Below are 24620 nucleotides of genomic sequence, written 5' to 3'. Positions count from 1 at the left end.
GCAAACGCAACAAAGATACTAAGTCGGCATTCTGGGAATCAACCAGACGGCCGCTGTATGGCAAGCGGATGCGGCGCAGAGCGGCACCCCCGCACGCCGCCGCCGGCGCCCCCACCCCCGAATAGGCGGCGCCCTGCACATGCCCTACTATGAAGGTGATCACGAGGCGTTCGCGCAGCGCGATCGTATAAATCCATTCACTACGGATCGTCCGGCACGTACCTGCCGGTGAAGGAGTAATACCGCCATGGCTACCGTCAGTTTTGACAAGGCAACCCGTCTCTACCCGGGTTCCACCCGCCCCGCCGTTGACCAGCTCGACCTTCAGGTCGCAGACGGCGAGTTCCTCGTTCTCGTCGGCCCCTCCGGCTGCGGAAAGTCCACATCGCTGCGCATGCTCGCCGGTCTCGAAGAGGTCAACGAGGGCAACATCTTCATCGGCGACCGCAACGTCACCGACGTGCCGCCGAAGGACCGCGACATCGCCATGGTCTTCCAGAACTACGCGCTCTACCCGCACATGACGGTCGCCGAGAACATGGGCTTCGCCCTGAAGATCGCCGGCGTGCACAAGGAGGAGCGCGCGAACCGCGTTCTCGAGGCGGCCAAGCTTCTCGACCTCGAGCCGTACCTGAACCGCAAGCCGAAGGCCCTCTCCGGTGGCCAGCGTCAGCGCGTCGCCATGGGCCGGGCCATCGTGCGCAGCCCGCAGGTGTTCCTCATGGACGAGCCGCTGTCTAACCTCGACGCCAAGCTGCGCGTGCAGACCCGTACGCAGATCGCCTCGCTGACCCGCCGCCTCGGCGTCACGACCGTCTACGTCACGCACGACCAGACCGAGGCGCTGACCATGGGCGACCGCATTGCGGTTCTCAAGGATGGCGTGCTGCAGCAGGTCGGCACCCCGCGCGACCTGTACGCGCAGCCGCAGAACGTGTTCGTCGCCGGCTTCATCGGCAGCCCGGCTATGAACCTGTTCACGGCCGGCCTCACCGAAGGTGGCGTCAAGTTCGGCACCGCCGTCGTTCCCGTCGGCCGCGACACCCTTGCCGCCGCCAGTGGCAACGAGGTCACCATCGGTATCCGCCCGGAGGACGTGGTCGTCGCGAACGCCGAGGGCGAGGGCCTCAAGGTCACCGTCGACCTCGTCGAGGAACTCGGCGCCGACGGTTACCTGTACGGCCACAGCGAGATCGACGGCAAGCGCACCGACTTCGTCGCGCGCGTCGACGGTCGCGCCCACCCGAACGCGGGCGACACCGTGTACATCAGCCCGAAGGTGGGCCACCTGCACATGTTCGACGCAGAAAGCGGCAGCCGTCTCGGCGGCGCGGTCGTCGACTGACACCCGTTTCACCTCGCCGGTCGGGTTGCACTCATGGTGCAGCCCGGCCGGCATTAACGTTTAAGGCATTATGAGCGGCTCACTGAACATCACCTCGGCCACGGCCGACCCCGCCCTTCTCGACCTGCCGTGGAATGTGCCGCTCGACGACTGGCCGAAAGACCACATCGCCCTGCTTCCCAAGGGCATCTCGCGACACCTCGTGCGCTTCGCCAACCTCTCCGGCTACGTCATCGCCATCAAGGAGACCACGCTCGAGATGGCCCGGCGCGAGTACGAGATGCTGCGCACCCTGCAGCGCCTCGACATCCCCTGCGTCGACCCCGTCGCCGTCATCACGAACCGCACCGACGACGAGGGCGAAGAACTGAAGTCCGTGCTCGTCACGCGCCACCTCAAGTTCTCGCTGCCCTACCGCGCGCTGTTCTCCCAGACGCTGCGACCCGACACGGCCAACCGTCTCGCCGACGCGCTGGCCGTGCTGCTCGCCCGCCTGCACATCGGCGGATTCTTCTGGGGCGACGTCTCGCTGTCGAACACCCTCTTCCGTCGTGACGCCGGCGCATTCGCCGCCTACCTCGTCGACGCCGAGACCGGCCAGCTCTATGACGGCGGTCTCTCGAACGGCCAGCGGGAGAACGACCTCGAGATCGCGCGCGTCAACATTGCGGGCGAGCTCATGGATCTCGCGGCGGGCGGGCGGGCCGACGAGGATCTCGACCCCGTCGCCATCTCTGAGGGCATCGTCGCCGCCTACCACTCACTGTGGAAGGAGCTGACCGCCCGCGAGTCGTTCCCCACCTCCGAGCGCTGGCGCATCGCCGAGCGCGTGAACCGGCTGAACGAGCTCGGCTTCGACATCGAAGAGCTGGCGATCAAGACCGACGACAACGGCACGACGGTGCGCATTCAGCCCAAGGTGGTGGATGCCGGGCACCACCAGCGTCGTCTGCTGCGACTCACCGGGCTCGACGTGCAGGAGAACCAGGCCCGCCGCCTGCTCAACGACCTCGACTCGTACTCGGCGACCCTCGGCAAGGTCGGCAGCGACGAGGAGGCCATGGCGCACGAGTGGCTGATCCGCGTGTTCGAGCCCATCGTGCGCGCGATCCCCGCCGAGCTGCGCGGCAAGCTCGAGCCCGCCGAGGTGTTCCACCAGTTGCTCGATCACCGCTGGTACATGTCACAGAACGAGGGCAGGGATATCCCGCTGGCCGAGGCCGTCACCTCGTACGTCAACGATGTGCTGCGGCACCGCCGCGACGAGGCCACCGTGATCGGCCCCGTCACCGAGGCCGTCACCATGCCGAGCGACCTGATCGACGACGACGAGGATGCGGGCGACTGGCGAAGCCGCGTGTGACCCGCCTTCTACTCGGCTGAGCGGATGCGCGCGATCTCGTAGAGGGTGACGCTCGCGGCGATGCCCGCGTTCAGCGACTCGGTGGCCGCGCTGATGGGGATCGACACGATCGCGTCGCACGTCTCCGTGACCAGGCGTGAGAGGCCCTTGCCCTCGCTGCCCACGACGATCACGACGGGCTGGTCGGCGAGCTCGAGCCCGGGCAGCGACACGTCGCCGCCACCGTCGAGGCCGAGCACGAACACGCCCCGCTGCTTGAGCGCCTTGAGTGTCTGCGTGAGGTTCGGCGCCATCGCCACCGGTGTGCGCGCGGCGGCGCCGGCCGAGGTCTTCCACGCCGAGGCCGTCATGCCGACCGAACGCCGCTGCGGCACGATCACTCCGTGACCGCCGAATGCCGCGGTCGAGCGGATGATCGCGCCCAGGTTTCGCGGGTCGGTGATGCCGTCCAGCGCGACGAACAGCGGCTTCTGCCCCCGCCGCAGCGTCTCGTCGAGCAGCTCGAGCGGGTGCGCGTACTCATACGGCGGCACCTTGAGCGCCAGCCCCTGGTGCACCGCGTCGCGGCCGGTCATGCGATCGAGCTCAGGCCGCATGATCTCGAGAACCGGGATGCCGCGCCCCGTCGCAATCGACAGGATCTCTTTCACGCGGTCATCCATCTCGATGCGCGCCGCCATGTAGAGGGTCGTGGTGGGGATGTGCGCGCGAAGCGCCTCAAGCACCGAGTTGCGGCCCGTCACCAGTTCCGCCTCGTCGCCCGTCGCCCGCTTTCGGGGCGCGGGGCGCTGGGCGCCGCGCGCATCCGTGCCGGAGTTGGAACGTGCCCGGCCGCCGCCCGCCGCCGTGAGACGTTCCTGGGCGGCCTTGCGCTTGCCTGCCGGGTGGTAGGTGCGCTCCTCGGCCTTCGGGGTGGGGCCGCGGCCCTCGAGCGCCTTGCGCCCCTGACCGCCCGAGCCGACCTGCGGGCCCTTCTTGCTCTTGCGCACGGCACCGGCGCGGGGCTTGCCTGGGTTCTTCACGGTTCAACGCTCCAATGTGCACCCGAGGGGGTGTCTTCGATGGTGATTCCGGCCGCAGCGAGCTCGTCGCGAATGCGGTCTGCCTCGCCCCAGTCGCGGTCGGCGCGGGCCCGCTGGCGTGCAGCGAGCCTGTGTTCGACGAGTACGCCGAGGGCGGCATGCGCTGGCGCATCCGCCTGGGATGACCACTGCGGCGAGAGCGGGTTGATGCCGAGCACCTCGGTCATGGCGACCACGGCGCCCCGAGCGGATGCGGCCGCCGCCAGCTCCTCGCCATCGAGCGCCGCGTTGCCTGCCCGCACGGTGTCGTGCAGCACGGCGAGGGCCTCTGGTACGGCGAGATCGTCGTCCATCGCGTTCGCAAACGCGTCAGGGACCATCTGGGCGCCGGTGCCGGCGAACCGGGTGCCGGCCAGCCGGCGGTCGACGCGCTCGAGGAAGCCCGAGATGCGCTCGAGCGCCGCCTCGGCCTCGACGAGCGAGTTGTCGGTGAAGTCGATGGTCGAGCGGTAGTGGGCGGAGCCGAGGTAGTAGCGCACGACGATGGGCCGCGCCTTCGCGAACAGGTCGGCGGCGTAGACCGAGTTGCCGAGGGATTTCGACATCTTCTGGCCGTTCACGTGCACGAGCCCGTTGTGCACCCAGTAGCGGGCGAACCCGTCGCCGGCGGCCGCGGACTGCGCGAGCTCGTTCTCGTGGTGCGGGAAGCGCAGGTCGAGCCCGCCGCCGTGAATGTCGAAGGTCTCGCCGAGGTAGCGCACCGACATGGCCGAGCACTCGATGTGCCAGCCGGGGCGACCGGGGCCCCACGGGCTCTGCCAGGAGGCGGAGTCGGGCTCATCCGCTTTGCGCCCCTTCCAGAGGGCGAAGTCGCGCTCGTCGCGCTTGGCTCGCGGGTCGGCGTCGTCGGCGGCTTCCATGCGGTCCGGGCTCTGCCGGGTGAGTTCGCCGTAGGCCGGCCAGCTGGTGATGTCGAAGTAGACGTCGCCCGAGCCGTCGCCGGCGGCGTACGCGTGACCGCGCTCGATCAGGCGCGCGATCAGCTGCTGCATCTCGGGGATGTTCGCCGTCGCCCGCGGCTCGTAGGTGGGCGGCTGCACGCCGAGCGCCTGGTAGCCGGCGGTGAACTCGAGCTCGATGCGGTACGCGAGCGCCCACCACTCCTCGCTCGCGCCGCGCCCACCGCCCTGCGCGTCAGCCTCGGCGGCGGCCGCGCGGGCTCCGGCCAGAATCTTGTCGTCGATATCGGTGACGTTGCGCACCATGGTCACGTCGTACCCGCGATGCACCAGCCAGCGCCGCAACTGGTCGTAGACCAGCGCCGAGCGCAGGTGCCCGATGTGGGGCGACGACTGCACCGTGGGCCCGCAGACGTACAGACCCACGCGGTCGGGAATGAGCGGGATGAAGTCCCGCAGGGCCTGTTCCCTGGTGTCGTAGAGTCGCAGCGTCACTCCCCTAGCTTATTTGGCTCAGGGCAGGCGGCGGATGAGCGCCGACGCGATCGCGGTGACTCCCGCGCCGCTCCCCGTGAACCCGAGCCCATCAGTGGTCGTCCCGCTCACGCTCACGGGTGCACCCAGAATCTCCGAGAGCGCCTGCTCGGCTTCGTCGCGGCGCGGTGCGAAGCGGGGTCGCGTACCGACCAGCTGAACGGAGACGTTGCCGATGCGGCATCCGTTTGTCTCGAGCAGGCGGCGCGTCTCGACGAGAAACACGTCGCCATGCGCGTTCTCGAAGCGCGGGTCTGCCGTGCCGAAGACGCTGCCGATGTCGCCGAGGCCGGCCGCCGACAGCAGGGCGTCGACGATGGCGTGCGCCACCGCGTCGCCATCGCTGTGACCGGCGAGGGCGGGCTCGCCAGGCCAGGCCAGGCAGGCGAGGCGCAGCTCCCCCTCACCGCCGAAAGCGTGGGTGTCGGTGCCGAGGCCGATGCGAGTCGTGACGCGCTCGGCCAGCAGGCCCTCGGCCCGCTCGAGGTCCCAGACGGTGGTGATCTTGAAGGCGAGGGGATCGCCCTCGATCACGCGGGCCGGGTGGCCGGATGCCGCGGCGAGCGCCGCGTCGTCCGTGTACTCCGCATCGGCGGCGTCGTACGCGGCGCGCAGCTGGGCGTACGGGAAACCCTGCGGCGTCTGCACGGCGGAGAGCGCGGATCGGTCAACGGTCGCGAGGATCGTGCCCGCGGCATCCGTCTGCTTGATCGTGTCGGTCACCGGCAGGCCGGGGACCGCGGGGCCGGCCGTGTCACGTACTGCCGCGAGAACGCGGGCGAAGAGCGAGGCGGGAGCCAGCGCGCGGGCGGCGTCGTGCACGAGCACCGTCTCGGTGTCTGGGTCGACGAGCGCCAGCCCTGCAGCGACCGACGACTGGCGGGTCGCGGCGCCCGAGATGACCGTGACCGGCGAGGCATGGGCAGCGGATGCCGCAAGCGATCGCGCCTCGTCAAGGCGACCCGGCGGTGCGACGACCACCAGCTGCGCCGGCTCGCCCAGTGCGGCTGCGCCCTCGACCGCCCGCTCCAGCAGCGTGCGGCCGGAGAGGCGCACGAACGCCTTCGGCTGGCCCGCGCCCAAGCGCACGCCGTCACCCGCGGCGACGATGATGACAGCGACGCGCGGGAGTGGGGTCATGCCCTCTAGGGTACGGGGCTCAATACGCGCTTCGCGCTACTCGACCACCGTCGATACTGACTAGGAGGCAAGAACCTCGTCGAGAACGGTCGAGGCCTTCTCTTCGTCGGTCTTCTCGGCGAGCGCGAGTTCGGAGATGAGAATCTGGCGCGCCTTGGCGAGCATGCGCTTCTCACCAGCAGAGAGGCCGCGATCCTGATCCCGGCGCCACAGGTCGCGAACGACCTCGGAAACCTTGATGACATCGCCCGAGGCCAGCTTCTCGAGGTTCGCCTTGTAACGGCGCGACCAGTTGGTCGGCTCCTCGGTGAACGGCGCGCGAAGCACCTCGAACACCTTGTCGAGACCCTCTTTACCGATGACGTCACGAACGCCCACGAGGTCGACGTTGTCGGCCGGAACCTCGATAGTCAGGTCGCCCTGAGTGACATTGAGCTTGAGATAGAGCTTCTCTTCGCCCTTGATGATTCTCTTCTTGACTTCGGTGATCGTTGCGGCACCGTGGTGGGGGTAAACGACTGTCTCGCCAACCTCGAAAAGCATAGATTGAAGTCCCTTCAGCAACCTCCAGAATACCACAGCCGATCGGTGGTAAGGTTCGCCCTTCCCTCGCGGGCGGGCGGGAGCGCCTCTCATGCGTACGCTAAACTCAAAGCGAATTCTGCGCCGACGAAGGGCCGAGGAGGCCGTGGCGCGAACACCTATTCTTGGAGGGTCTCGTGAGGGGTCGTGTTGCGGCATCCATCGTTCTGGCCGCTGGACTGGTGCTCGGCACCGCCGGCTGCAACCTGATCGCACCGCAGGCCACCACGAAGAAGTACGACTCGAGTGACGGCGTGAACGGCAATGTCGGCGTCATCGGCGTGCGCAACGCCATGTTCATCGTGAACGACGACGACTCGGCCGCCAATCTCATCGTCACCCTCGTGAACACGAGCAACAAGAGCCACCGCGTCGAGATCCAGTCGCCGAACGACAGCGGCTCAACGAGCGAGTACGTGACCGTCGAGGCGCAGTCTTCGCGCAAGGTCGGCGAGGCCGGGCACCCCAGCCTCGTCATTCGTGACTTCGACACCAAGCCCGGCGCGCTGCACAAGGTGTTCTTCCAGTACGGCGACCAGACCGGCGTGCAGCTGAGGGTGCCCGTGCTCACGAACGCGCTCGAGGCGTACTCCACGCTCACGCCGAGCCCGAAGCCCACGCCGACCGAGACCCCGACCCCCGTCGAGACTGCGACCGACACACCGCAGCCCACCGACACCCCCGCTCCCACCAACGGCTGACCCCGCCAGGTACCAACGGCTGACGCCGCGTATGCACTGACTGCCGCCGTCGACAGGTACCAACGGCTGACCCCCGTGTGCACTGACTGCCGCCGTCGACCGTGGGTGTTCGCGACGAGATCGCGTGGTGGAGCACTGTGTCTCGTCGCGAACAGCCGCTTTCGGCGTTCGCAAGGTGCCCACGCGCTCAGCCGTTGAAGCGGTAGCCGAGTCCTCGCACGGTCACGAGCCGCTCGGGCACCGCCGGGTCGCGTTCAATTCGTGAGCGGATGCGCTTGACGTGCACGTCAAGCGTCTTCGTGTCGCCCACGTAGTCGCTGCCCCAGACGCGGTCGATCAGCTGGCCCCGCGTCAGCACCCGACCGGCGTTGCGCAGCAGCAGCTCGAGCAGCTCGAACTCTCGCAGCGGCATCGCCACCTCGACGCCGTCGACCGTGAGGGTGTGGGCGGCGACATCCATGCGCACGCCCGCCGCCTGGAGAATCGCCTCATCGTCGCGCTCCGGCTCGCCATGCCGGCGCAGCACCGCGCGGATCCGCGCGAGCAGCTCTCTGCTCGAGTACGGCTTGGTCACATAGTCGTCGGCGCCCAGCTCGAGGCCGACCACGATGTCAACCTCGGAATCCTTCGCCGTGAGCATGATGATGGGCACCGCGGAGCGCTCGCGAAGCTGCCGACAGACCTGCACTCCTGGCAGGCCGGGCAGCATGAGATCGAGCAGAACGAGGTCGGGCTCGCGCGCGTCGAACGCCGATACCGCCGCCAGGCCGTCGTCGACGCCCTCGACCTCGTACCCCTCCCGCTCGAGCAAGTAGGTGAGCGGCTCCCTGATGGCCGCCTCATCCTCCACGAGCAGTATGCGGGTCATGCGTCTCCCTCGATCACGGTCGCGGCCGGGCGAGGCGCGGCGGCAGCCAGCGGCAAGCGGATGGTGAACGTCGAGCCCTCACCCGGCTTCGACCACACGCTCACCTGCCCGCCGTGCTCCTGCACGGCGTGCTTCACGATCGAGAGCCCGAGGCCCGTCCCACCGGTCTGGCGCGAGCGGGCCGGATCGACCCGGTAGAAGCGCTCGAAGATGCGACTGTGCTCGTGCTCGGGGATTCCCTCGCCCTGGTCAGTGACGGCGATCTCGATGGCGCCATCCGCTGCCTTGACGCCGATGCCCACGCGGGAGTCGTCTGGCGAGTGCTGGATGGCGTTCACGATGAGGTTGTGCACTGCGGCGACGAGCACGCGTTCAACCCCGTAGACCGCGGTCTCGGGGATACGGCCCGCGACGAGGGAGATGTTGCGCGCCGAGGCGGCGACACCGTTGGCCTCGATGGCGGCGGCGACCACTGCTGCCACGTCGACGCGGCTGGGGTCGGTCAGGGCGTTCGCCGACTGCAGCCGGGAGAGCTCGATGACGTCTTCCGTGATGCGCTTCAGCCGCTGCGTCTCGTCAGCGAGGTGCTCGGCGAACCGCCGCACGCGCTCGGGGTCCGCGGCCGACCCCTCGATGGCTTCCGAGAGCAGCGCGAGCGAGGCGATCGGGGTCTTCAGCTCGTGACTGATGTTGGCGATGAAGTCGCGGCGCACCTCATCGAGCCGCACCGATTCGGTGCGGTCGTCGGCGAGCAGCAGCACGTAGCGGGAGCCGAGGCCGGCCGCCCGCGCGTGCAGAATAACGCTTCCGTGACCGAGGGGACCGCGCGCCAGCTCAAGCTCGCGCGTGAGTGTCTCGCCGCCCGAGCGCACGTCGTCGACCAGGCCGGCGAGCTCCGCGTGCACGAGCCGGTCGTCCCAGACGAGGGCGGCGGCGTAGGCGGCGGGCGATGCCGCGGCGACGTTGTTCGACGCGTCGAGCACGACGGCGGGCGACTCGAGCGCATCGAGCATGTGCCTGACTCCGTCTGGCACGCCAGAACTCGCGACGCTCGCGGCGTGCGAGCCGCGCCCCGACGCGAGGTTCAGGAGTACCACGAAGCCCGCGCCGACGATGAGCCCGAGCGCCGCTGACAGAAGCACCAGGCCGGTGGAGTCCATGGGGCAAGCGTAGCCAAGGCGACACCCTCTCTTATGCCGAAAGGGCGGCTGCTGGGGCATCCTTCAGTCAGAATTCACCCGGGCGGCACCGACTGTTAACCTTGCGCGGGCAGCATGGGGTGCAACGGGAGGAGAGGCGCATGCGGGACGTGTTCCAGCAGGAGCTCGGCGAGGTGCAGGAGCGGCTGGTCGAGATCGCCGAACTCGTGGCGTCGTCGATCCGCGACGCGACGCGGGCGTTCAGCGAGTCGGACGTGGCGCTGGCCGAGGGCGTGATCGCGCGGGACAACCAGATCGACGAGCTGGCTGTGCTGCTCGACGAGCTCTCCATTCAGATCCTCGCCAGGCAACAGCCGGTGGCACGCGACCTGCGCATCGTCGTCAGCGCCCTGCGCATCAGCGCATCACTCGAGCGGATGGGCGACATGGCGGAGCACATCGCCCAGCTGGCCCGGTACCGTTTTCCCGAGAAGGTCGTGCCGAAGAGCCTTCGGTCGACGTTTGCCGAGATGGGCCGGCTCGACGTGGTGATCGCCGAGAAGCTCGTGGAGCTGCTGCGAACCCAGGACTTCAGCCTGGCCGAGCAGATTCGCAACGACGACGACCTCATCGACGACCTGCACGTGAGCGTGTTCGACAAGGTGCTCGGCGAGACGTGGAAAGGCGAGGCGGTCGACACGGTGGATGCGACGCTCGCCTCGCGCTACCACGAGCGGTTCGCCGACCACGCGGTCTCGATCGCGAAGAAGGTGCAGTACCTGGGCACCGGCGACTGGGTTCCCGAAGACGCCTGACGCTGTGCCGCCCTCGGTGATCGAGTAGGCGGCGCAGCCGCCGTATCGAGATCCCCTACTTCGTGCCCTGCGCCGCCACGGCGGCGGCACCCGCCGCTGCGGCCTCGGGGTCGAGGTACTCCCCCGGGCCACGAGGGTTCAGGTCTTCGTCGAGTCGATAGACGAGCGGGATTCCGGTGGGAATGTTGAGGCCGGCAATGTCGTCATCGCTGATGCCCTCGAGCTGCTTGACCAACCCGCGCAACGAGTTGCCGTGCGCGGTCACCAGCACGGTCTTGCCCGCCTTCAGGTCGACCGCGATGTCCGACTGCCAGTACGGCAGCATGCGCTCGATCACGAGCTTGAGCGACTCGGTGCGCGGCAGGTCGTCACCGAGGCCCTCGTAGCGCTCGTCGTGCGCCTGCGAGAACTCGCTGTCGTCGTCGAGCGGGGGCGGCGGCACGTCGAACGAGCGCCGCCACGTCTGGAACTGCTCCGGCCCGTACTGCTCGAGCGTCTGCGCCTTGTCCTTGCCCTGCAGCGCGCCGTAGTGCCGCTCGTTGAGCCGCCACGACCGCTTGACCGGAATCCACAGCCGGTCGGCCACGTCGAGCGCGATGTCGGCCGTCTGGATCGCCCGCGACAGCACCGACGTGTAGAGAACATCGGGCTTCAGCCCGGACTGGGCCAGCAGTTCACCCGCGCGCTTCGCCTCAGCCACGCCCTGCTCGCTGAGCCGAACATCGACCCACCCCGTGAAGAGGTTCTTCTGATTCCACTCGCTGTTGCCATGGCGCAGCAGGATCAGGGTGTGAACGGCGGGCTTCGAAGAGGGCTCGGACATGGCATCCAATCTACCGGGTGCAGCAGAGAGCGGATGCGCGGGCCGCTCCTTGCGCCCGCTCACGCGACGAGCGAGCTGATCGCAACCGGCAGTCCCACGGCCGCGATACCGTTGATGGCCACCAACGACACGAAAGCCGTCCGCCACGATCGCACCAGAGCAGCGTGAATTAGGCGCCCGACACCCTCACTCCATACTCCTATTGCCGCTCCCACAATAGGAGCGACACCTAAGCTTCCGTCGATGGCAAAGCCCGCGATTGCAAACGGCACGGCTAAGAGGGAGCCTCCGAGTGCAAACACAAGAGCCTGCGCCAGTGCCGGAACTCGCCGAGCGTCAAGGGCACGAAGGAGCCAGTAGCCGACAGTCGACGCAAGGAGCGCCCCTGCGATGCATCCGTAGAACGTGTAAGTGAGCAGGCTTGAAAAGAATCCAGGAAAGCTGGGTCCAGGTGCAGCCAAGAGCCCGAACGCTCCGAGAAAGACCGTCAGCTCTACTGATGCTGTCAGCGCAAGTCGAGTTCGCATCTGAGTGGAAAAGCGATGCTCCTGCGTTCTTGTCATCGAGTCTGTGCTGCTGAGAAACTGTCGTTAGTGCAGCCCCCCCGACAAGCAATCGAATCCCTGATTGTCCCTTTGGAAGAGCTTCACCCATTGAGAGTAGATGTCCAGATTGTCGAATCGAGCGTATCCCTCGTGGTTAGGCACTGGGTATCGCGATGCTACAACCTCAACTGTTCCGCTTCGGTAGAAGTTGATGTTTGCGTTGTAGCTCGCCACACCGATAGAAACGATGGCGCGCTTGTACTTGAGTTGAATTCTCGACATTGAGGCCCCCGGTCTTCGATAGTTCGGCTCTGAACTCATCGATTCATTCTCACCTGATCGACGTCCGCCAAGCTCACTACATGTCGCGCTCGGAGTCAATGACAAAGCACCCGTATATCTACCCAAAGCGATTTAGGCCAAACATTCCGTTGCGCTGACACGCACAACTCGATTTGCGAGGATGGAGGGATGAGCGTCGGTACCGTCACGCGCGGCACAACGAACACGAACCGGCTGCGCCGCGTGGACCGCTGGCTCGCCGCGCAGCCCGTGCTGCGCCGGGCCGCGGACCCGCTCATCGTCGACCTCGGTTACGGGGCCAGCGCGGTCACCACGCTCGAGCTGCATCGGCGCCTCGCCCGGGTCAGGCCCGACGTGGAGATCGTGGGCATCGAGATCGAGCCATCACGCGTCGAGACGGCACGCGACCAGCTCGAGGAGGTACGCGCCGCCGGCACGAGCTTTGCGGCCGATGCGCGCATCCGCTTCGCTGTGGGCGGGTTCGAGGTGCCGCTGCCGGGCGGGCGGCGGGTGGCGGTGATCCGGGCGCTTAACGTGCTGCGCCAGTACCCCGAGGGCGAGGTGGCGGCGGCCTGGCAGCTGCTGCTGTCGCGGCTGCAGCCGGGCGGCGTGCTGATCGACGGCACGTGCAACGAGATCGGCCGGGTGGCGAGCTGGATCGACGTGACGGCTGACGGGCCGCAGCACCTGACCCTCTCGCTGCGGCTCGCCGACCTCGAACGGCCGTCGATCGTGGCCGAGCGGCTGCCGAAGGCGCTGATCCACCGCAATGTGGAGGGCGAGCGGGTGCACGCGTTCCTGGCCGAGCTTGACCGCCAGTGGCAGTTCAACGCCGCGCTGGCGACGTACGGCGCGACGCAGCGGTGGATCGCGAGCGTTCAGGCGATGAAGGACGCCGGCTGGCCGATCTCAGGCGGCCGCCGTCGCTGGCGTCTGGGCGAGGTCTCCGTCGCGTGGGCGGCGGTGGCGCCGGCAGGCTAGCGGGGCGGGCGGGTGACCGCGCCGAGGCGGGGCAGGCGCGGCACGTTCGCCTCGGCGCCCGCGGTGGGTGGCACGATGGGCTGCTGGGCGGCGGCCACGGTCACGTCGTCGGCGTCGATGAAGAGGGTCGCCGCGGCATCCGTGGTTCGCTTGATGACCGCCAGGGCGATGGGCCCCAGCTCGTAGTGGATGGCGCTCGACGTGACGGTGCCAACCCCGCGCCGCTCGCCGTCGCGCTCGAGCCAGACCTCGCTGCCGGCGGGCGGCAGCACGCCCTCGGAGCCGTCGAGGTGCAGCATCACCAGGCGCCGCGGAGGGTGCCCGAGGTTGTGCACCTTCGCGATCGTCTCCTGCCCCCGGTAGCAGCCCTTGTTCAGGTGCACCGCCGTGCGCAGCCAGTCGAGCTCGTGCGGGATCGTGCGCTCGTCGACCTCAGTCGCGAAGCGCGGCCGCCAGGCGGCGATGCGCAGGGCCTCGAACGCCAGCAGCCCCGCAGCGGATGCCTCGCCGGCGCTCACGCGCCCGGCGAGGTCGCCCAGCGCCTCTCGCGGAATGAGCGTCTCGCGCCAGCTCCACCCCGCGGCGGGGTGCTCGTCGGGGGCCGCATACTGATGGCCGCCCGCGACGACGGATGCCCAGGGGTCGCGCCAGCTTGTTGTCGCCGCGACCGGCAGCTCAGCGAATGACCCGATCGTCGCGAACTCGTCGCTGCGGTCGGCGAGCTCGACGCGCAGCATGAACCGCATCGAGTCGAGCCAGGCGAGAAGACCGGCGGCCTCCTGCCGCTCGACAAGCACCCACAGCAATTCGCCGTCGTCGATGAGCTTGAGCGCGTACTCAAGGCGGCCGGTCGGCGCGAGCAGCAGCGTCTCGGCGCTGTCGCCCGGCCGCAGACTCTTCAGGCTCTGGCTGCTCATGGAATCGAGCCAGGTCAGGCGGTCGGGGCCCGTGATGGTGAGCACCGCGTGGTGCGAGAGATCGACGAACGCCTCCCCCGCCGCGAGTCGACGCTGCTCGAGAAGCGGGTTACCGTAGTGCGCGGCGACGCCGGCATCGCGGCCGGTGCCCTGCACCGCGCCGGGCAGCGCGAGGAGCGGGTTCGTCGTCTGGTCGGTCATCAGTCGACCTTCGCCAGGCGTGCGGAGGCGTGCGTGCGCAGGTCCTGACCGAGCGCCGCGATGTCCCACGCCCAGAGCAGGTGGCCCTCGACCAGGCCGTACAGGCGAGTTGCCGCCGAGTACTCCTTTGCGCTCGGGCTGCGTAGCACGGCGTCGGTGGCGAGGTCGATGCGCGGGCCGGCGATCTGGCCGAGGTACAGCTCGCTCACGCCGTCCGGGTGCACGAGCGAGACCTCGATGTCGAAGCCGCCGGAGGCGTTGCGTAGCGTCTCCACGGACTCGGCGTTCGTGTATGGGCGCTCGCCCACGCCGGGCAGCATGGCCGGTCCCGCATCTGCGTCGGTCAGCGGCCGTGCGAGCCGCCAGTAGCCGCTCTCGGCGGCGAGGTGGCGGGCCGCGGCGGAGTCGTCGCCGAGCTCGAGGGCGGCAGCGGTGTCGCCCGGCTCGGTGGGTTCGGCGGAGGGCGCGGACGCGGCATCCACTTCGTCATCGCCGATCAGCCACGTGGACGAGCTGTAGTTCAGGTACGGCTGGCCGTCGTGACTGAAACTCACGCGCTGGCCGAACTCACGCTGGATGCGCCGCTCACCCACGAGATAGTCGAGCACGCCCGTGCCCTGCCACACGCCGAGCAGCCACGAGAGCGGCACCAGCTCGGCGGGCAACCCGGTGGGGATCTCGATCATGGCGTGCGCCAGCCGCTACCGCTGCCCCTGGAAGAGCCGGTAGACGACGAGCACCGAGACCGCCGCGATGGCGAGCGTTGCCAGCCCGAGAAGGCCGACGAAGAGAAGCTCCAGCGTGACAAGCATGGCCCCAGTCTATGCGACCGGCCGACGACGCGACGGATGCCGGTGGCGGGCCCCTCAGCGCGCCGCGACGAGCGCGAGCACCGCCGCCGCGACCGCGAGCACCACCACGGCGCCCGAGACGCTGCCGACGAGCCGGCCGACGAAGCCCTGCTTCTGCTGCGTCGCGAGCTGCACGCACATGGCGCAGACCATAGAGCCAGCGAGCGCGAGGCCCAGCCAGGTCGTGTCGTCTTCGGTCGGCGAGAACAGGCCGATCGCGACCGCGGCGAGGGCCGCGAGCACCCAGATCAGCACGATGCTCGCCCAGCGCCGGGCCGGGGTCAGCGTCGCGATCTGCGTCTCGGTCATGCCTCCATTCTGCCTGACCGGGGCGTTGCGCGGCCGCCGGTGAGGCCCGGATTGCGGCGGGCGGGGCCGCCGACGGGGCCGCTCTGGCCGTCCGATACACTGACTTACGCACATCAGGAGGCCGCCGTGGCGCAACTATTGATCCTGACTTCTGCGCCAGACGCGGAGGTTCTGCCCGGTCTCGCCCTGCTCAGCCACAGCGTCCGCCAGATTCCCGCCAGCCCCGCCTCGCTCGTGAACGCACCGTCGTGCGACCTGATCTTCCTCGACGCCAGGCACGACCTCGCCGGCGCCAAGTCGATGTGCAAGCTGCTGACGACGACCGGGTTGACCGCCCCGCTGCTGCTCGTGATCACCGAGGGCGGGTTCGCCGCGCTCACCGCGGAGTGGGGCGTGAGCGACGTCGTGCTCGCCGACGCTGGCCCTGCCGAGATCGACGCGCGCGTTCGCCTCGCGCTCGGCCGCCAGTCGATGGGCGACGACCAACCTAAGATCCAGACCTCCGGCGTGACGATCGACGAGGCCAGCTACTCGGCCAAGGCGCACGGCCGCACGCTCGACCTCACGTTCAAGGAGTTCGAGCTGCTGCGGTTCCTCGCCACGCACCCCTCCCGCGTCTTCACTCGCGAGCAGCTGCTGAGCGAGGTGTGGGGGTACGACTACTTCGGCGGAACGCGCACGGTCGACGTGCACGTTCGCCGCCTGCGCGCCAAGCTCGGCGACCTGGAATCGGTGATCGGCACCGTGCGCAACGTCGGTTACCGCTTCAACGTGCAACTCGATGAGGAAAATGAGCGCGTCACTCCGCCTGTCGGTAGCTGACCTCGGGCAGCCGGCGGCGGCATCCGCTTTTCATTCAGTAGCGGATGCTGCGCAGCTCGCCGACGGCGCCGACCCCTTCAACGAGCAGGCCCGCCTCGACGTGGCCGCGGGCAGGCGCGCGCCCGTGCTGCTCAGGGTCGCGGGCGGGGACGGCGCGACGGCGGGCGGCGATGGCGCGACGGCGGGCGGCGCGACGGTTGGCGGCGAGACGGTTGGCGCCGCGATCGCCGGCGACGGCGCGCTTGACCTCGTGGTCGACCCGCGGTTCCGCGGTCACGGGTACGCCACGGCGGCCCTCGAGCAGTTGCTGCCGGATCACCCCGGTGACCTCGTGGCGTGGTCGCACGGCGACCATCCCGCCGCCCGTGCCCTCGCGCCGCGCTTCGGCTTCGCGCTCGTGCGCACTCTGCTGCAACTGCGCCTGGCCCGGCTGCCCGCCGCGTCGACCGCCGCCCGATCGAAAACGACGGAGATTTTGCCGGGTACGGGGGCAGAAGGGGGCACGGATGCCGCATCCGCTTCACTTTCTCCGTCGTTTTCGATCGGGGCGTTTCGGCCGGGGGCCGATGAGGGCGAGTGGGTGCGGCTGAACGCCCGGGTGTTCCACGCGCATCCCGAGCAGGGGCGGGTGAGCGAAGCCGACCTCGCCGACCGCGAGGCCGAGCCGTGGTTCGACGCGGGCGACTTTCTGGTGGCTCGCGATGCCGCCGGTCGCATGGTCGGCTACAACTGGCTCAAGATCGAGCCCGGCAGCGACGAGGGCGAGATCTACGTGATCGGGGTGGATTCGGCCGCCGCGGGCAAAGGGCTCGGCAGGCGGCTGCTTGAGGCGGGCCTCGCCCGATTGTCGGCACGCGGATGCCGGTCGGCCACCCTCTACGTGGAAGGCGACAACGAGCCCGCACTGCGCCTTTACCGCTCCAGCGGCTTCATCGACCACATGATTGACGTGCAGTATCGACGTGCAGTTTCAGCGCACGATGCCATGATGTTGTGATGGACGGCGAGAACATCATGCTCGATTCGGGCATGGCGAGCGATTTCGACGACGACTTCGCCCCCTTCGTGTACGAGAACGATCCGACGCTGCCGGAGGATCGGTACCTGGACCGCGAACTGAGCTGGCTGGCGTTCAACCAGCGCGTGCTCGAACTCGCCGAAGATCCCGACGTTCCCATTCTCGAGCGGGCCAACTTTCTCGCGATCTTCGCCAGCAACCTCGACGAGTTCTTCATGGTGCGCGTGGCCGGCCTCAAGCGGCGCATTCTCACGGGACTCGCCGTGCCGACCAACGTGGGCCGCGCGCCGCTCGACGTTCTCGCCGACGTGAGCGACAAGGCGCACGAGCTGCAGGCGCGTCACGCCAGGGCGTACCAGGACTCGGTGAAGCCGACCCTCGCCGATGCCGGCATCGAGATCGTGAGCTGGGAGAGCCTCGACGACGCCGACCGTGTGCAGATGCGCGAGATCTTCTCGAGGCGGATCTTCCCGGTGCTCATGCCGCTCGCGGTGGACCCCGCGCATCCGTTCCCCTATATCTCGGGCCTCTCGCTCAACCTTTCCGTGCGCGTTCGCCACCCCAAGACCGGCAAGGAGCAGTTCGCCCGGCTCAAGGTGCCGCAGATGCTGCCGCGGTTCATGCGCATCGACCAGCGCGAAAGCGTCGACCAGATGCGCTTCATCATGCTCGAGGACCTGATCGCGAACCACCTGGGCGACCTTTTTCCGGGCATGGAGGTGCTCGACCACCACATCTTCCGTGTGACGCGCAACGAGGATGTCGAGGTCGACGAGGATGAGACGGAGAACCTGCTGCAGGCGCTCGAGAAGGAGCTGCTGCGCCGCCGGTTCGGACCGCCCATTCGCCTCGAGGTGACCGACGACATGGACGAGGTCACGCTCGGGCTGCTCGTGCGCGAGCTCGACGTGAGCGAGCAGGAGGTGTACCGGCTGCCGGCGCCGCTCGACCTCGGCGGCCTGTTCGACCTGTCGAAGATCGACCGGCCAGACCTGCACTACCCCACGCACGTGCCCACAACCGCGGCGGCCCTCATGGCGCGCGAGCCCAACGCCAAGCCCGACGTCTTCGCCGCCGTCGCCCGGCGCGACGTGCTGCTGCACCACCCCTACGAGTCGTTCGCGACCAGCGTGCAGGCGTTCCTCGAGCAGGCCGCCGCCGACCCCAACGTGCTCGCCATCAAGCAGACGCTGTACCGCACCTCGGGCGACAGCCCCATCGTCGAGGCGCTCATCGACGCCGCCGAGTCGGGCAAGCAGGTGCTGGCCCTCGTGGAGATCAAGGCCCGCTTCGACGAGCAGAACAACATCTCGTGGGCGCGCAAGCTCGAGAAGGCAGGCGTGCACGTCGTGTACGGCCTCGTCGGGCTGAAGACGCACTGCAAGCTGGCGCTCGTGATTCGCAACGAGCCGGGTGGGCTGCGGCACTACAGCCACATCGGCACCGGAAACTACAACCCCAAGACGAGCCGCGTCTACGAGGATCTCGGGCTGCTGACGGCCGACGACCAGGTGGGCAAGGATCTGACCCGTCTCTTCAACGAGCTGAGCGGCTACGCCATCGAGAAGAAGTTCAAGCGGCTGCTCGTCGCGCCGCTGCACCTGCGCAAGGGGCTGCTGAAGCGCATTCAGGTGGAGACGCAGAACGCGCAGGAGGGGCTGCCCAGCGGCATCCGAATCAAGCTCAATTCGATCGTCGACGAGGCGATCATCGACGCGCTCTACCGGGCGAGCAACGCGGGCGTCACGGTCGACCTGTGGGTGCGCGGCATCTGCGGGCTGCGGCCGGGCGTGCCGGGACTCAGCGAGAACATTCGGGTGCGATCGATCCTCGGCCGCTACCTCGAGCACTCGCGCATCTTCTCGTTCGTGAACAACGGCGACCCGCAGGTGTACATCGGCAGCGCCGACATGATGCACCGCAACCTCGACCGACGCGTCGAGACGCTCGTGCGCCTCACCGATCCGGGCCAGATCAGGGAGCTCGACGCGCTCGTCGACCAGGCGTTCGACGAGAACGTGTCGGCCTGGTCGCTCGACTCCGACGGCGTCTGGAGCCGGCACAGCAAAGACGAGGCTGGACACCCGCTCGTGGACCTGCAGAATAGGCTCATGCAGCAGATCACGCACCGGCCGCGCACGGGCAGCCGCCGGTGACGACCGCAATCTACGCCGCAGGCGCCGTCTGCTGGCGCATCGTGGGGGGCAAGCTCCTCGTTCTCGTGATCCACCGCACGCGCTACGGCGACGTGACGATCCCCAAAGGCAAGGTCGACGCGGGCGAGACCCTGCCCCAGACCGCGGTGCGCGAGATCAAGGAGGAGACCGGGCTGTCGGTGACCCTCGGCGTGCCGATCGGCGTCTCGAACTACCGCCTCGAGAGCGGTCGCGAGAAGTTCGTGCACTACTGGGCGGCGCAGGTCGATGACGATGCGGTTGCACGGTCGACTTTCGTGCCGAACGGCGAGGTCGCCGCGCTCGAGTGGGTGAGCATCAAGAAGGCCCGCAAGTACCTCACGTACGAGCACGACGTCGAAATCATCGACAACTTCGCCACGCTTCTCGACGACGGCGTCACCGAGACCTTCGCCCTCATCGTGCTGCGGCACGGCAAGGCCACCCCGGCAGGCGAATGGTCGGGAACGGATGCCTCGCGGCCGCTCACCGATCGAGGGGCCAAGCAGGCGGCAGGCAACGTGCCCACCATCGCCGCGTGGAACCCGCGGAAGCTCATCACGAGCACGGCGGTGCGCTGCGCCGCGACGGTCGCGCCTCTCGCGGCGGCCTTCGGGCTGAAGCCGGTGCGCGAAGAGGGCATCAGCCAGGACGCATATGAGAACGGTGCCGCAACCGTGCGCGAGATCGTGGGCAAGCGCGTGCGTAAGCGCCGCACCGTGGTGCTGTGCTCGCACGGGCCGGTGCTGCCGGTGATCCTGCGTGAGATCGCGCTCGCCACGGGCACGACGAGTGGCCCGTATCTGCGCGAGGCGGCGGCGCTCGAGACCGGCGCGTTCTCGGTCGTGCACCTCTCGGCCACCAATCCCAGCTCGGGCATCATCGCCATCGAGACGCACAGCCCGCGGCTGTAGCGCCACAACCTTCTCCTCCTGTTCACCTCCGGTTCACCGGCGTGCGCAACGCTGGTAACGCCTCGGGAATAGCGTCGCAGACGGGCCGACCCGGCCCACCTGCACACGATCCCCAGGGAAGGGAACAGCCACAGTGACATTCACTCGCTTCACCGCATCGGCCCGCATCACCGCACCCGTCGCCGCGCTGGCGATCGCCACGATCGCGCTCAGCGGATGCGCGGCGAACGAGCGCGGTACCGGCGCGGCCGACGCCGCGCCGGCATCCGCTCTGAAGGGCACGCTCAGCGCCGTCGGCTCGTCGGCGCAAGGAGCCGCGGAGACCGTCTGGGCCGCCGGCTTCCAGACCGACAACCCCGACGTCACGGTCAACTACGACCCGCAGGGCTCCGGCGCAGGCCGCAAGTCGTTCATCTCGGGTGCGGCCGATTTCGCCGGCTCGGACGCGGCGCTTAGCGACGACGAGCTCGGCGGCGACTTCGCCCTGTGCACGCCGGGCTCGGGCGCCATCGACCTGCCGGTGTACATCTCGCCCATCGCGGTCGCGTACAACGTGGACGGCGTCAGCGACCTGCGCCTCGATGCCGACACCATCGCCGGCATCTTCAAGGGCTCGATCACGCGCTGGAACGACAAGGCGCTCACCGCACTCAACCCCGACGCGAAGCTGCCCGACGCCGCCATCACAGTCGTGCACCGTTCCGACGACTCCGGCACCACGCAGAACTTCACCGAGTACCTCGCGGCCAACGCGAAGAGCGTGTGGGATGCCCCCGCCTCGCAGACGTTCCCCTACCAGGTGGGCGACGCGGCCAAGGGCACCTCGGGTGTCGCCGACGCCACGAAGAGCGCGTCGAACAGCATCACGTACGTCGACGAGTCCGGCTCAGCGGGGCTCAGCATCGCCCAGCTCAAAGTGGGTGACGCGTTCGTGACGATCAACGCGAAGGGCGCCGCGGCCGTGGTCGCCGCCTCGCCACTCAAGTCAGGCCGCGCCGACCACGACCTGGCCGTCGACATCGACCGCACCATCACCGACGCCGACGCCTGGCCGCTCGTGCTCGTCAGCTACGTGATCGCCTGCCAGCAGTACAAGGATTCGGCGAAAGCCGACCTGGTCAAGGCGTACGCGGGCTACCTTGCCACGGATGCTGCGCAACAGGCCTCCGCCGAGCAGACCGGTTCGGCGCCGCTCAGCGCGGAACTCGCGACGAAGGTTCAGGCCGCCGCCGCGAGCATCAAGTAGCACGACAACCCCACGCGAAGACCCAACGAGATCGAGAGGCCCATGACGACTGACACGGCACGCCGCGGCGGAATTCGCCTGGGCGATCGGGTCTTCGCTGGCAGCGCCGCGACCGCGGGAGCACTGATTCTCATCGTGCTCGCCGCGGTCGCGGTGTTCCTCATCGCGCAGAGCCTGCCCGCCCTCGGCGCCGGCCCCGGCGAGCTTCCAGGTACGGCGCAGAACTTCTGGGTGTACGTCTGGCCGCTGGTCTTCGGCACGATCTGGTCGGCGTTTCTCGCGCTCCTGGTGGCAACGCCGCTGTCGATCGGCATCGCCCTGTTCATCTCGCACTACGCGCCGCGCCGGCTGGCGCAGGCGCTCGGCTATGTGATCGACCTGCTCGCGGCGGTGCCGTCGGTGGTCTTCGGGCTCTGGGGCATCGTCGTGCTGGCGCCGTTCGTGCAGCCGATGTACTCGTGGCTGGTGGCGAACCTGGGCTGGATTCCTCTCTTCGCGGGCCCGGTTTCGGGCACAGGGCGCACGGTGCTGACGGCATCCGTCGTTCTGGCGGTCATGGTGCTGCCGATCATGACGGCGATCTGCCGCGAGGTCTTTCTGCAGGCGCCGCGGCTGCACGAGGAGGCGGCTCTCGCGCTGGGGGCGACGCGGTGGGAGATGATCCGCATGGCGGTGCTGCCGTTCGCGCGGGCAGGCATCGTGTCGGCGATCATGCTTGGGCTCGGCCGCGCGCTCGGCGAGACGATGGCGGTGGCCATGGTGCTCTCGCCCGCACTGGTGGTCAATATGTTCCTGCTGACCTCGATCAACCCGAACACGATCGCGGCCAACATCGCGCTGCAGTTCCCTGAGGCGACAGGCGTCTCGGTGAACGCGCTCATCGCGTCGGGGCTCGTGCTGTTCCTCGTGACGCTCGGCATCAACATGATCGCCCGATACATCGTGGGCCGGCGCCGCGCCTTCTCGGGAGCCAACGCATGACGACCACGACCAGCACGCCTAGTGCCACGACGATGCCGGGCGCGGGCGCGGTCGCGGCGCGGCGCGGCGGCCTCTATGCGGCGGCTCGGCTGCCGCGCGGCACCGCCTGGGCGACGCTCGCGGCGAGCTGGCTGGTCACGGGCGGCCTGTTCGGCATTCTCGACGCCGCGGGCGCGAGCGACGGCTTCAACCTGGTGGGCACCATCTTCTTCGGCACCGTGCTCTTCGACGTCGCCATCTGGAGCCTCGCCCTGCTGGTCGAGGGCCGAAGGCGGGCACTCGACCGGCTCGTGACCTCGCTCGTCTCGACCGCGTTCGTGATCGCGCTGCTCCCCCTCGTCTCGCTCGTGGCGACCGTGCTGCAGAACGGCCTCGCCCGGTTCGACACCGCGTACTTCACCGAGTCCATGCGCAATGTGATCGGCGCGGGAGGAGGAGGCCTGCACGCCATCGTGGGCACGCTCGAGATCACCGGCATGGCGACGCTGATCTCGGTTCCGGTCGGCCTGCTCGCGTCGATCTACCTCGTGGAGTACGGCCGCGGGGCGCTGGCGCGCGGCATCACCTTCTTCGTCGACGTGATGATGGGCATCCCCTCGATCGTCGCGGGACTTTTCGCGTTCGCCCTCTTCGCCCTGGCCACCGGCAACCCGGGCATTCGCAGCGGCTTCGTCGGGGCGGTCTCGCTGAGCGTGCTCATGATCCCGGTGGTCGTGCGCTCGAGCGAGGAGATTCTGCGCCTCGTGCCGAACGAGCTGCGCGAGGCCTCCCTCGCCCTCGGCGTGCCGAAGTGGCTCACGGTGCTGAAGATCGTGCTGCCCACCTCGATCGCCGGGCTCGTGACGGGCGTCATGCTCGCCATTGCGCGGGTGATCGGCGAGACGGCGCCGCTGCTCATCGTGGCGGGATTCACCGCCAGCATGAACTACGACCTCTTCTCGGATCGCATGATGACCCTGCCGGTCTTCGTCTACACGCAGTACACGCAGGCTGCGGGGCTGCATGCTCAGGCGGCGGTCGACCGCGCATGGGCCGGCGCGCTTACGCTCATCATCATCGTCATGGTGCTGAACCTCGCCGGCCGCGTCATCGCCCGCATCTTCGCCCCCCGTTACGGCCGTTAGCCCAAGGAGCCTCACCGTTGTCCAAGCGCATCGAAGTCACCGATCTCGACGTCTACTACAGCCGCTTCCTCGCGGTGCAGAACGTCTCGCTCACCATCGAGCCCCGCACGGTGACGGCGTTCATCGGCCCGAGCGGCTGCGGCAAATCCACCCTGCTGCGCACCCTCAACCGCATGCACGAGGTCGTGCCGGGCGCCCGCGTCGAGGGCCGCGTGCTGATCGACGGCGACGATCTCTACGCGCCCGACGTCGACCCGGTTCTCGTGCGCAGGCAGGTGGGCATGGTGTTCCAGCGCCCCAACCCGTTCCCCACCATGTCCATTCGCGAGAACGTGCTCGCGGGCGTTCGTTTGAACAATCGACGGATGCCGCGGGCCGACGCGGATGACCTGGTCGAACGTTCCCTGGCCTCTGCCAACCTGTGGAACGAGGTGAAGGACCGGTTGAACCTGCCGGGCTCGAGCCTGTCGGGCGGCCAGCAGCAGCGCCTGTGCATCGCGCGCGCGGTGGCCGTCGCGCCCGACGTGCTGCTGATGGACGAGCCGTGCTCGGCACTCGACCCGATCTCGACGCTCGCGATCGAGGATCTCATCGAGGAGCTCAAGCAGCAGTACACGATCGTGATCGTGACCCACAACATGCAGCAGGCCTCGCGCGTCTCAGACCGCACCGCGTTCTTCAACATCTCTGGGGCTGGCACCCCCGGCACGCTGATCGAGTACGACGACACCGCCACGATCTTCTCGAGGCCGTCTGTGCAGGCGACCGAGGACTACGTCTCGGGCAAGTTCGGCTGAGTCGACGCTGCACTCACAGCGCCACGCCCCGGGCGTTACGCAGTTCTCGCGTGACGCCGCTCTCGCGTGGAGATGATGGTGGCCAGGCCGCGGAACGCCTCTCGGCGCGAGGCCGCTCGAAGCGGCGAATATTGGAGCCCGGGGTT

Annotated in this window: 23 protein-coding genes; 13 read left to right on the top strand and 10 right to left on the bottom strand. The window is 68.6% G+C overall.

Features of this window, described 5'->3' with window-relative positions; translation table 11 throughout:
* Positions 1 to 247: 247 nt before the first annotated feature.
* Positions 248 to 1345, top strand: a complete 1098-nt coding sequence (locus OSC27_RS14035) for an ABC transporter ATP-binding protein (protein WP_267182090.1) — start codon at positions 248 to 250, stop codon at positions 1343 to 1345.
* 70 nt (positions 1346 to 1415) lie between these two features.
* Positions 1416 to 2708, top strand: coding sequence for a DUF4032 domain-containing protein (locus tag OSC27_RS14030; RefSeq protein ID WP_267182089.1), 1293 nt, complete (start codon positions 1416 to 1418; stop codon positions 2706 to 2708).
* A gap of 8 nt (positions 2709 to 2716) precedes the next feature.
* On the opposite strand, the gene rlmB is transcribed toward OSC27_RS14030, so the two are convergent.
* Genes rlmB through OSC27_RS14010 form a run of 4 tightly spaced genes read right to left on the bottom strand, consistent with a single transcriptional unit; the run spans position 2717 to position 6906 of the window.
* Positions 2717 to 3730 (bottom strand): 23S rRNA (guanosine(2251)-2'-O)-methyltransferase RlmB, encoded by a 1014-nt coding sequence (gene rlmB, locus OSC27_RS14025; protein ID WP_267182088.1) that lies wholly within the window; start codon positions 3728 to 3730, stop codon positions 2717 to 2719.
* The gene (gene cysS, locus OSC27_RS14020) at positions 3727 to 5184 is read right to left on the bottom strand and encodes a cysteine--tRNA ligase (protein ID WP_267182087.1); all 1458 of its coding nucleotides are present in this window, start codon (positions 5182 to 5184) and stop codon (positions 3727 to 3729) included. The genes rlmB and cysS overlap by 4 nt, the downstream gene beginning before the upstream one ends.
* 18 nt (positions 5185 to 5202) lie before the next feature.
* Positions 5203 to 6363, bottom strand: coding sequence for a 2-C-methyl-D-erythritol 4-phosphate cytidylyltransferase (ispD, locus tag OSC27_RS14015; RefSeq protein ID WP_267182086.1), 1161 nt, complete (start codon positions 6361 to 6363; stop codon positions 5203 to 5205).
* A gap of 60 nt (positions 6364 to 6423) precedes the next feature.
* The gene (locus tag OSC27_RS14010; protein ID WP_267182085.1) at positions 6424 to 6906 is read right to left on the bottom strand and encodes a CarD family transcriptional regulator; all 483 of its coding nucleotides are present in this window, start codon (positions 6904 to 6906) and stop codon (positions 6424 to 6426) included.
* Positions 6907 to 7082: 176 nt separating this feature from the next.
* On the opposite strand from OSC27_RS14010, the gene OSC27_RS14005 reads away from it, so the two are divergent.
* Positions 7083 to 7646, top strand: a complete 564-nt coding sequence (locus OSC27_RS14005) for a hypothetical protein (RefSeq protein ID WP_267182084.1) — start codon at positions 7083 to 7085, stop codon at positions 7644 to 7646.
* 187 nt (positions 7647 to 7833) lie between these two features.
* Here the strand turns inward: OSC27_RS14005 and OSC27_RS14000 are convergent, their stop codons facing one another.
* Complete coding sequence (locus OSC27_RS14000) at positions 7834 to 8514, bottom strand: response regulator transcription factor (RefSeq protein ID WP_267182083.1); 681 nt, start codon at positions 8512 to 8514, stop codon at positions 7834 to 7836.
* Positions 8511 to 9674, bottom strand: coding sequence for a sensor histidine kinase (locus tag OSC27_RS13995; protein WP_267182082.1), 1164 nt, complete (start codon positions 9672 to 9674; stop codon positions 8511 to 8513). The genes OSC27_RS14000 and OSC27_RS13995 overlap by 4 nt, the downstream gene beginning before the upstream one ends.
* Positions 9675 to 9814: 140 nt before the next feature.
* Between OSC27_RS13995 and phoU the strand changes: the two genes are divergently transcribed.
* Positions 9815 to 10468 (top strand): phosphate signaling complex protein PhoU, encoded by a 654-nt coding sequence (gene phoU / locus OSC27_RS13990; RefSeq protein WP_267182081.1) that lies wholly within the window; start codon positions 9815 to 9817, stop codon positions 10466 to 10468.
* 55 nt (positions 10469 to 10523) lie between these two features.
* Here the strand turns inward: phoU and OSC27_RS13985 are convergent, their stop codons facing one another.
* A complete protein-coding gene (locus tag OSC27_RS13985; RefSeq protein WP_267182080.1) occupies positions 10524 to 11291 on the bottom strand; it encodes a phosphoglyceromutase in 768 nt (255 codons plus the stop codon).
* Positions 11292 to 12307: 1016 nt separating this feature from the next.
* Here OSC27_RS13985 and OSC27_RS13980 point away from each other — a divergent pair.
* A complete protein-coding gene (locus OSC27_RS13980; RefSeq protein ID WP_267182079.1) occupies positions 12308 to 13120 on the top strand; it encodes a class I SAM-dependent methyltransferase in 813 nt (270 codons plus the stop codon).
* Here the strand turns inward: OSC27_RS13980 and OSC27_RS13975 are convergent.
* The 3 genes from OSC27_RS13975 to OSC27_RS13965 form a co-directional block, all read right to left on the bottom strand.
* Entirely contained in the window at positions 13117 to 14238 is a 1122-nt protein-coding gene (locus OSC27_RS13975) for a YgfZ/GcvT domain-containing protein (protein WP_267182078.1), read from the bottom strand. The two genes, OSC27_RS13980 and OSC27_RS13975, sit on opposite strands and share 4 nt — an antisense overlap.
* A complete protein-coding gene (locus OSC27_RS13970; protein ID WP_267182077.1) occupies positions 14238 to 14924 on the bottom strand; it encodes an FABP family protein in 687 nt (228 codons plus the stop codon). The genes OSC27_RS13975 and OSC27_RS13970 overlap by 1 nt, the downstream gene beginning before the upstream one ends.
* Positions 14925 to 15104: 180 nt before the next feature.
* The gene (locus OSC27_RS13965) at positions 15105 to 15398 is read right to left on the bottom strand and encodes a hypothetical protein (protein ID WP_267182076.1); all 294 of its coding nucleotides are present in this window, start codon (positions 15396 to 15398) and stop codon (positions 15105 to 15107) included.
* Between the two features lie 126 nt (positions 15399 to 15524).
* On the opposite strand from OSC27_RS13965, the gene OSC27_RS13960 reads away from it, so the two are divergent.
* The 8 genes from OSC27_RS13960 to pstB all read left to right on the top strand — a co-directional run bounded on the left by OSC27_RS13960 (position 15525) and on the right by pstB (position 24474).
* Positions 15525 to 16220, top strand: coding sequence for a response regulator transcription factor (locus OSC27_RS13960; RefSeq protein ID WP_267182075.1), 696 nt, complete (start codon positions 15525 to 15527; stop codon positions 16218 to 16220).
* Positions 16189 to 17217 carry a mycothiol synthase gene (gene mshD / locus OSC27_RS13955; RefSeq protein ID WP_267182074.1) on the top strand — a complete coding sequence of 343 codons (1029 nt, stop codon included), beginning with the start codon at positions 16189 to 16191 and terminating at the stop codon, positions 17215 to 17217. The genes OSC27_RS13960 and mshD overlap by 32 nt, the downstream gene beginning before the upstream one ends.
* Positions 17217 to 19394: an RNA degradosome polyphosphate kinase gene (locus OSC27_RS13950; protein ID WP_267182073.1), complete on the top strand. Its 2178-nt coding sequence runs from the start codon at positions 17217 to 17219 to the stop codon at positions 19392 to 19394. The genes mshD and OSC27_RS13950 overlap by 1 nt, the downstream gene beginning before the upstream one ends.
* Positions 19391 to 20326 carry an NUDIX hydrolase gene (locus tag OSC27_RS13945; RefSeq protein ID WP_267182072.1) on the top strand — a complete coding sequence of 312 codons (936 nt, stop codon included), beginning with the start codon at positions 19391 to 19393 and terminating at the stop codon, positions 20324 to 20326. The genes OSC27_RS13950 and OSC27_RS13945 overlap by 4 nt, the downstream gene beginning before the upstream one ends.
* A gap of 133 nt (positions 20327 to 20459) precedes the next feature.
* Positions 20460 to 21572 carry a phosphate ABC transporter substrate-binding protein PstS gene (gene pstS, locus OSC27_RS13940; protein ID WP_267182071.1) on the top strand — a complete coding sequence of 371 codons (1113 nt, stop codon included), beginning with the start codon at positions 20460 to 20462 and terminating at the stop codon, positions 21570 to 21572.
* Positions 21573 to 21614: 42 nt separating this feature from the next.
* Complete coding sequence (pstC, locus tag OSC27_RS13935; RefSeq protein ID WP_267182070.1) at positions 21615 to 22553, top strand: phosphate ABC transporter permease subunit PstC; 939 nt, start codon at positions 21615 to 21617, stop codon at positions 22551 to 22553.
* Positions 22554 to 22585: 32 nt separating this feature from the next.
* Entirely contained in the window at positions 22586 to 23677 is a 1092-nt protein-coding gene (pstA, locus tag OSC27_RS13930) for a phosphate ABC transporter permease PstA (protein WP_416348866.1), read from the top strand.
* Between the two features lie 17 nt (positions 23678 to 23694).
* Complete coding sequence (gene pstB / locus OSC27_RS13925; protein WP_267182068.1) at positions 23695 to 24474, top strand: phosphate ABC transporter ATP-binding protein PstB; 780 nt, start codon at positions 23695 to 23697, stop codon at positions 24472 to 24474.
* The last annotated feature ends 146 nt before the right edge of the window (positions 24475 to 24620 follow it).

This window comes from Microbacterium sp. STN6, assembly GCF_026410545.1.
Taxonomy (GTDB): domain Bacteria; phylum Actinomycetota; class Actinomycetes; order Actinomycetales; family Microbacteriaceae; genus Root112D2.
Note: the sequence above shows the minus strand (reverse complement) of the source record. Positions and strands in the feature narration are given on the sequence as shown.